We start from the raw sequence: 8,574 nt of genomic DNA, 5'->3' as shown, positions 1-8,574 counted from the left end.
GCCGTGCGGGCCGTGCGAGCGCTCATGCAAATCCAGCATAACATAATCGTCACTGCCGCGCAAGCCCAAGGCCACAGCCATCGACTGATGGGGCGAATGCGACTGCCAGCGTGCATCAATCCTTCCCTTATTCACCCTATTTATTGTAGAATACACTTCATATTCCTCAGATTCAGGATTAAAATTGATTCTTGTTTTTCCGTTCCAATGGCCATGTTCATTAAAACAGGAAAACTACATACCAGTTTATACCAACTACAAGATATAGATAAGAATATCAAAAAGCGACTTCCAAACTGGAAGTCGTCTTATGATTTATCTTAATCATCTGGGTGTTCGGTCGTGTATTCTTTTAGTCAGTCCATACCCCAGACCCTCTCAAAGACTTCTAAAATCGTTGAAAGGTCTGGTTGATATCTATAATCTTTGAATTTGTTAATGACATATTTTAGAGGACGAATGTTGACTAACTTACAGGCCTAAATCCTCATAAATAGAAACACTGGAACCAATTGTCTCATGACCTTAACCCGCGTCTCATAGACCCTATAAAAATAAGCTCAGACCTTAGCCTGAGCTTATTGTATCATATTAGTCTACCTTTTGAACCAACAAATCATATAAAAAGGAAGCCAAGTTTCTGTGCTTGAATATCAGCTTCTACCGCTGTCTTCATAATTCAATCTCAATCATCTGTCTTATCCCATAGTGGGGATGGATATTCTGAAGGTAATCCTAACTGTATATTCAGTTTATTAGATTCTATAACAAGTTCTAATTTTTCAAAAAAATCCTGTTTTGCACTTTCAAAATCATCATACTCTTTACTATGCCCAATTATATACGACCTATCATCTCTCCCATCAACATAAAATTTTCCATTTTTCTGGTAAAGATGAAATGCCCAAGGAAGTCGTTTGGTTTCATCAAATAGGACATAATGTAAACTATCAAAATTACGTTTTTTGATTTCTTGTTCAATATCATTTTTCCATTTTAAAACATTTTTTTCGTCCATTTACACAACCTCCTTTAATAAACCAAGCAGCTCATAAACACTAACACTCGTTCCAAACTGTATCTGAGTTCCGCCTCCTTGTCCGAATACCTTAGCAATTTCCCCTTTACGAACATTTGCTAAATCGTCAAAAGATAAATTCCATTTTTTCATTTCTACAGATACTTTATCTTGTATAATTTTTGAAGACTGATTATATAATTTTACTATATTTTCCTTTGTAATATCCTTAACCACCTCATACTTATGATAAGGTTGATAACCCTCTGGATAGGGCAAGCCTCGAGTCTCATACCGAAGCATTTCCCCGTCTTCAAGTGGACTAGTAAAGCGACCATAAGGATTACCATACCTGTCAATCATCTGCCCAGCTTTCAGATTGGCTGGTTCTGTGATGGGGTTGCCAGCACTGTCTGTCACAAAACCGTCCGCAAGCGGCCATTTGATCTGACCAGAGTTGTCAAGAAATTCTGGAGAACGAACCAATATAGGTTCACCATTAGAGAGAGATGCGGATTGATAAGCAACTTCACCGTTTTTAAGGGAAACAGCTTCAGGAGTATAGGCACTGCTAATCTCCCCAGCTTTCCCTTCCGGTGTGTCCATCTTAGGACTCGCCTTAGGAAGCTCTTGAGCACTGCGGTCCACTCCCCTAGGATGGGCAGCGTCCACATAGCGGCCTCCAAGATCAACTGTCAACACTACTTTCAAAACAGTTTTTGAAACTTTCAGAAAGTACAGAACTGATATCACCAACACCCTTGAATTGCCTTATTCTAACGCTAATTGGAAGCTACCAACAAACTCATCAGACATCAACCCCCAAGCTTTTGACTTTGGAAACTTTAAAACTAAAATTCTTATCACTTTAAATATTACAAAAGAGAGAATCAGTCTGACTCTCTCATGTTTAGTTATAAGTCACTCACTACAGTTGACATGAGCCCAAATTTAGCACGGGGTAGAGCTCTTGATTTTTATTCATATTCACGAGGGATACGATCACTGAGAAGACAGAGCACCTCATAGTTGATAGTCCTACGCTTTTCAGCAACGTCTGTCGCCGAAATACTGGAATCCCCATTTTCTCCAATCAGAGTCACCTTAGTTCCCAAAGGATAGGCTTGATTGAGCTTGATGGTAATCTGATCCATGGAAACACGCCCAACAATTGGGCATCTCTGTCCATTAACCAACACTTCAAAGCCCTGCATATCACGGGTCCAGCCGTCAGCATAACCGATTGGTAAGGTTCCAATCCACTCGTCTTCAGCTGAAGTATAAGTAGCACCATAACCAATATCATTTCCTGCTGGGAGCCGTTTAACATGAATAAGAGCTGATTCAAGACTCAGAGCAGGCTGAACAGTATAAGGAAGTTCCAAGACTTGGCCGCTAGGGTTAAGACCATAGATAACAATTCCTAATCTAACCGCATTGAAGATGCCATCACTATGCCACAGACTGGTTGCCGAATTGCTAGCATGTACAATTTCTGGACAATCATCTAATTCAGCCAGAAGATTTTGAAAGAATGCTAATTGTTCTTGAAATTTATGGTCATCAGCTTCATCTGCCGTTGCAAAGTGGGTGAAAATTCCCTGAACATAAGCGCCAGCTGCTCGTAAACCAGCAATCAACTGATTAGCTTGAGCTGAACTGCGCACCCCAATCCGCCCCATGCCAGAATCAATCTTAATATGGACCGTCAGATTGGACAGATCCAGTCCCTGACCTTGAGCCTTTGCCAACCAATCGAGACTAGCAACTGTTAAGGTTAAACGATAATCGCGTGCCAAAGAGACTTCATTAGGTAAAACAACACCAAGCACCAAGATGGGTTTACGAATCCCAGACTGACGTAGCTCGATCCCCTCATCAATATTGGAAACACAAAAACCATCAACGATAGGCTGAACATGACTAGATACTGCAACCGCACCGTGACCATAAGCATTTGCCTTAACAACCGCATAAGTCATCACTCCTTGCGCGAGATGAGCTTGAATTTGTTCAATATTAGATGAAATAGCAGATAAATCAACCTTAGCTAAGGTTGGGCGATGCAAACTTGAAATCATTTTAGCAACCTCTCATTCTTCCAAGATGACACTGGCCTGAACAAAATTAGCACTGTGTGAAATAGAAACATGACTGCGGCCAGAAAAGGCTGAACTACTGATGATTGGCGCACCTTTTTCACTGGTTGCAATTTCAATATCATGAAAACGCAACTTGCCAATCCCAGTCCCCAGAGCCTTAGCAAAAGCCTCTTTGGCAGACCAGCGACCGGCTAAATACTCCATTTGACGCTTTCCTTGCAGAGCAGTGAAACGCTGATATTCCAAATCAGTCAAAACCTTCTTAGCGAAGGCAGAATTTTTAATATAAGCTGCTTCTATTTTAGAAATCTCTTGCAGATCGATACCATGGCCGATAATCATGCTGCCTTCCTTTCCGAATTAATAAACTGGGCACTTTTATCCCAGTTTATTAATTTTATAATTTACCAGCAAAGCGCAGTAGTTGGGAGAGACACTTGTTAATTTATCAACTTAGCCTTCCCTTTCTGTACAGTTGATTAGAGGCTTTAACCTCAATCAACTACTGCAGGCTGGTTTCACTGGAACTTGTGAGCTATCAAACTTTTCGAAGGTTCAAACGGTTGGGAGACTGTTTAAAGCTGGAGCTTGAAAATAAGAAAGCGACAAAACGAACCAAAAATTTTTGATTTTTTAGGTTCTGTTCTACTCTCTCTTAATACTCCTTAATTCCATAAATCCTCACAAGAGTCTCTACTTTAAAGTTTGATAAATTTCACGGATAAGTTTTTCAGTTTTATCCCATCCTAGACACGGATCAGTAATTGATTTGCCAAAGACTTCTGGTTGATCTTGACGACCATCTTCCAGATAGGATTCAATCATAAAGCCACGAGCATACTTGTCAATTTTTTCATTCCAGTCACGGTTAATCAAAGTTTGGCGTACAATACGAATTTGATCCAGATAATTTTTACCAGAATTATCATGATTAGTGTCAATTAGAATGAAAGGATTTACCAAGCCCATTTTTTCATACTGCTCAATTGCCTTGATAAGGATATCATAGTAGAAATTAGGCTCATTTTCACCATGCTCATTGGTTGCACCACGCAAGATGGCATGAGCTAGCGGATTCCCATCGGTTTCCACCTCAGCATCGTGATAGATGAAATTTTGTTCATTCTGAGCTGCATAGATGGCGTTGAACATAATGTTGAGATTACCTGATGTCGGATTTTTCATCCCTGTCGGCACATCAATACCAGACGCTACAAAACGGTGTTCCTGATCCTCAACAGAACGAGCGCCAATAGCATGGTAAGAGACTAAATCAGATACCAAGGGTAGGTTTGAAGGATAAAGCATTTCATCAGCTGTTGTCAAGCCAGTCTCTGTGATGACACGGTAGTGCAGATTACGAACCGCTGCAATTCCATTGATCAAATCTGGTACTTTAGAAGTATCCGGTTGGTGAATCAGCCCCTTATAGCCATCACCATTAGTACGAGGCTTAGCTGTGTAAACACGCATCACCATAAAAACCTTGTCTTTCACTTCTTCTTGTAAAGCCGATAAACGTCGTGCATACTCCAAGACAGCCTCTTCATTATCAGAAGAACAAGGACCAATAACTAAAAGCGTACGGTCATCTTCCCCTTTGATAATAGCCTCCAGCTCTTTATCACGCGCTTCTTTTTTAGCAAGGGCTTCTCCCTCTAATTTTGAGAGTTGCTTAACCTCTGCAACATTGATTTTTTCACTTTTTTGGTGTATTCCCATATTATTTTCCTAGTGTTTCATAAATTTCATGAACAAGTTGTTCGGTATTATCCCAGCCGAGGCATGGATCAGTAATTGATTTGCCAAAGACCTCTGGTTGATCTTGACGACCATCTTCCAGATAAGACTCAATCATAAAACCACGAGCATACTTGTCAATTTTTTCATTCCAGTCGCGGTTAATCAGTGTCTGACGCACAATGCGAACCTGCTCTAAGTACTGCTTACCTGAGTTATCATGATTAGTATCAATCATGATGAAAGGATTTTCCAAACCCATTTTTTCATACTGATCAATTGTATCAAGCAAATTATCATAATAGTAATTTGGAATGTTCTTACCATATTCATTGACACCCCCACGAAGAATAGCATGAGCCAGAGGATTGCCTGATGTTTTAACTTCCTGACCATTGTAAAGGAAATTCTGCTCAGTTTGAGCCGCGTAAATGGCATTGAACATAATATTGAGGTTACCTGATGTCGGATTTTTCATCCCTGTCGGCACATCAATTCCTGAAGCTACAAAGCGGTGCTGCTGATTCTCTACCGAACGAGCGCCAATAGCGATGTAAGAAACAAGATCATCAACCAGAGATAGGTTTTCGGGATAAAGCATTTCATCAGCTGTCGTCAAACCAGTCTCTGTGATGACACGGTAGTGAAGATTACGAACGGCCTTGATCCCATTAATCAAATTTGGTTGATCTTGTGTATCAGGCTGATGGACCAAACCTTTATAGCCATCACCATTAGTTCGAGGCTTAGCTGTGTAAACACGCATCACCATAAAGACACGATCTCTGACTTCTTTTTGTAAAGCGGCTAAACGATGGGCATAGTCCAGAACAGCTTCTTCATTATCAGAAGAACAAGGGCCAATAACTAAAAGAAGGCGGTCATCTTCTCCCTTAATAATCGCCTCGAGCTCCTTATCCCTAGCTTCTTTTCGCTCTAAGGTAGCTCCTGTTAATTTAGATAACTGACGTACTTTGTCGACATCAATTTTGTCACTCGCTGGTATAAATGCCATCTTCTAACCTCTCAAAATAAAAATGATATAACTTTTTACATTATATCATTTTCTCTCGTTATTTCAATCTACTTTCAGAATATTTAATCAGCTTTAAACTGCGCGACGACCATGGCAATTCTTAAACTTCTTGCCTGAACCACAAGGGCATGGGGCATTGCGTTTAACATTGGTAAAATCAAGGTTCTTGTCATCCACCACTTGACCGGGATGCTTAGCAGCGATATTAGCCGCAGCTGTTGTATGAGCCTGAACAGTTGTTTTTTCACGTTCTTGCTGATGGATCTGTGCCTTCATCATCAGACGGGTCACATCAAACTCAATGGCTCCAATCATATCATTGAACATGCGGAAACTCTCTGATTGGTATTCCACGATCGGATTATTTTGTGCATAGCCACGCAGACCGACAGCATTACGCAACTGATCAAGAGCATCAATATGATCGGTCCACTTACTATCAACTACTCGCAAAATCAAAACCTTTTGGAATTCGATAATCGAATCTTGATCTGGCAATTTAGCAATTTGGGCCTCATAAACATCAAGAGCACGCTCGTAGAGCTCTTCTTTCATCTCTTCATAAGTCCATTCATCCAAATCATCCATGGTGATGGAATCTTCTGGCAAAATATTGGTATGAACAAAGTTGAGAATAGTTTCCAAGGCCTCATCCACATCAGCATTACGACTGTGACCATCAATGGAACGATCAATAGTACGCTTAATCATCGCCTTAATTTCTGGACCAAGATCACGCTCAGCCGTAATGACATCATTACGTTCGGCATAGATAATTTCACGCTGTTCACGCATAACATCATCGTATTGAAGGACTTGTTTGCGGATATCGTAGTTGTTACCTTCAACACGTTTTTGTGCGGACTCTACTTGATTAGTCAGCATCCGTGATTTGATGACGACATCTTCATCCTCTGGCGACAAGCGCTCCAAAAAGAATTTTACTCGATCTGAGCCAAAACGGCGCATCAGGTCATCTTCAAAGGAAAGATAAAATTGAGATTCTCCTTCATCCCCCTGACGTCCTGAACGTCCACGCAACTGATTATCAATTCGGCGACTCTCATGGCGCTCTGTACCGATAACACAAAGACCACCGAGCTCCAGCACGCCCTTACCGAGTTTGATATCTGTACCACGACCAGCCATATTGGTCGCAATCGTAACAGCCCCGCGTTGACCAGCATTCATAATGATTTGTGCTTCTTTGGCGTGGTTCTTAGCATTCAGAACTTCATGTGGGATCCCTGCTTTTTGCAGTTTCTTAGAAATCAAATCTGAGGTTTCAACCGCTACCGTACCAACCAGAACTGGCTGACCTTTTTCATGACGCTCTTTGATATCTTCAACAACAGCCTTGAACTTGGCTTCTGTTGTCGCAAAAAGGAGATCCGGATGGTCGATCCGCTGAACCGGACGATTAGTAGGGATTGGAATAACACGCATATTGTAAATTTCGCGGAATTCTTCTTCCTCAGTCTTACCAGTACCAGTCATCCCCGACAACTTCTTGTACATACGGAACATATTTTGGTAGGTAATGGAAGCCGAGGTCTTAGATTCATCCTGGATTGGGACACCTTCTTTGGCCTCAATCGCTTGATGGAGACCATCAGAAAAGCGACGACCCTCCATAGTACGACCAGTAAATTGATCGACAATTAAGATCTCGCCTTCACTGACCACATAATCCATATTTAAAGTCATGATATAATTAGCACGCAACGCATTATCAATATAGTGGGTCAGGGCTACATTTTCGATATCATAGAGGTTTTCCAAATTAAAAAATTCCTCTGCCTTATCAATTCCAGAATCCATCAGACCGATAGTTTTGGAAGGCACATCAATAGCATAGTCAACAGATTCCAAAGTTTTAACAAATTTGTCTGTCCGGCTGTAGAGTGCGCTGGTTTCAGAACTTACAGGCCCCGATACAATTAAGGGAGTTCTCGCTTCATCAATCAGAACTGAGTCAACTTCATCGACCAAGGCGTAGCTCAATGGACGCTGAACCATATCTTCTTTACGAACAACCATATTGTCACGAAGATAGTCAAAGCCAACCTCTGAGTTAGTTGAATAAGTGATATCACTGTTATAAGCTTCCCGCTTTTCAGCAGGAGATTTGGACGAAAGGTTGATTCCTACCGATAAGCCAAGCCAGCTGTACAATTCACCCATCTCGGTCGCATCACGTGCAGATAGGTATTCATTGACTGTGATAACATGGACCCCTTCACCAGCAAGTGCATTCAGATAAACAGGCATAGTCGCCGTCAAAGTTTTACCCTCACCAGTACGCATCTCTGGAACATCCCCATTATGAAGGACAATCCCCCCCATAATCTGCACACGGTAGGGATAGAGTCCTAGAACACGCTTTGCTCCTTCACGGACAACCGCAAAAGCTTCTGGTAAAAGTTGATCCAGAGTCTCTCCATCTTTATAACGTTCTTTAAATTCTTCGGTCTTATTTTGAAGTTCTGAATCAGATAATACGTCCATATCGTCCGCATAAGATTCAACCTTCTTAGCAATTTTTTCTAATCTTCTGAGTTCGCCTCTGTCATTTTCAATGACTTTGCGTAATATATTTGCCATCTCTTTTCCTTTCGATAGTCTATATCGCTTTATTATATCATGAAACAACTAGGGCTTCAAGAATTTATCAATGC

The 8,574-nt window shown here is 41.2% G+C and carries 8 protein-coding genes and 1 pseudogene; 2 read left to right on the top strand and 7 right to left on the bottom strand.

From position 1 onward, the window contains the following. Positions 1-324, top strand: a 324-nt coding sequence (locus ACFOSE_RS03935) for a hypothetical protein (protein ID WP_380430793.1), incomplete at its 5' end; no start/stop codon positions are given. A 361-nt stretch (positions 325-685) separates the two neighbouring features. Here the strand turns inward: ACFOSE_RS03935 and ACFOSE_RS03930 are convergent. Both ACFOSE_RS03930 and ACFOSE_RS03925 read right to left on the bottom strand, forming a co-directional pair. Further along, positions 686-1,018: an Imm59 family immunity protein gene (locus ACFOSE_RS03930; RefSeq protein ID WP_380430775.1), complete on the bottom strand. Its 333-nt coding sequence runs from the start codon at positions 1,016-1,018 to the stop codon at positions 686-688. Beyond that, positions 1,019-1,381 (bottom strand): TNT domain-containing protein, encoded by a 363-nt coding sequence (locus ACFOSE_RS03925; RefSeq protein ID WP_380430790.1) that lies wholly within the window; start codon positions 1,379-1,381, stop codon positions 1,019-1,021. A 331-nt stretch (positions 1,382-1,712) separates the two neighbouring features. Between ACFOSE_RS03925 and ACFOSE_RS03920 the strand changes: the two are divergent. Then, positions 1,713-1,961, top strand: a pseudogene (locus ACFOSE_RS03920) (transposase); the annotation flags it as partial. A gap of 34 nt (positions 1,962-1,995) precedes the next feature. On the opposite strand, the gene alr reads toward ACFOSE_RS03920, so the two are convergent. The 5 genes from alr to secA form a co-directional block, all read right to left on the bottom strand. Continuing rightward, positions 1,996-3,099: an alanine racemase gene (gene alr / locus ACFOSE_RS03915; protein ID WP_380430772.1), complete on the bottom strand. Its 1,104-nt coding sequence runs from the start codon at positions 3,097-3,099 to the stop codon at positions 1,996-1,998. Positions 3,100-3,111: 12 nt separating this feature from the next. Next, entirely contained in the window at positions 3,112-3,462 is a 351-nt protein-coding gene (acpS, locus tag ACFOSE_RS03910; RefSeq protein ID WP_380430769.1) for a holo-ACP synthase, read from the bottom strand. Positions 3,463-3,813: 351 nt separating this feature from the next. Beyond that, positions 3,814-4,842: a 3-deoxy-7-phosphoheptulonate synthase gene (locus ACFOSE_RS03905; protein ID WP_380430767.1), complete on the bottom strand. Its 1,029-nt coding sequence runs from the start codon at positions 4,840-4,842 to the stop codon at positions 3,814-3,816. Position 4,843: 1 nt separating this feature from the next. Next, on the bottom strand, positions 4,844-5,875 hold the full coding sequence (locus ACFOSE_RS03900) for a 3-deoxy-7-phosphoheptulonate synthase (RefSeq protein WP_380430765.1): 1,032 nt from the start codon (positions 5,873-5,875) through the stop codon (positions 4,844-4,846). A gap of 93 nt (positions 5,876-5,968) precedes the next feature. After that, positions 5,969-8,500, bottom strand: a complete 2,532-nt coding sequence (secA, locus tag ACFOSE_RS03895; protein ID WP_380430762.1) for a preprotein translocase subunit SecA — start codon at positions 8,498-8,500, stop codon at positions 5,969-5,971. Positions 8,501-8,574: the final 74 nt, after the last annotated feature.

Origin of the sequence: Streptococcus dentapri (genome assembly GCF_042649885.1) — a bacterium.
GTDB classification, from domain to species: Bacteria; Bacillota; Bacilli; order Lactobacillales; family Streptococcaceae; genus Streptococcus; species Streptococcus dentapri.
The sequence above is the reverse complement of the archived record's forward strand: the minus strand, read 5'-3'. Positions and strand labels throughout refer to the sequence as shown.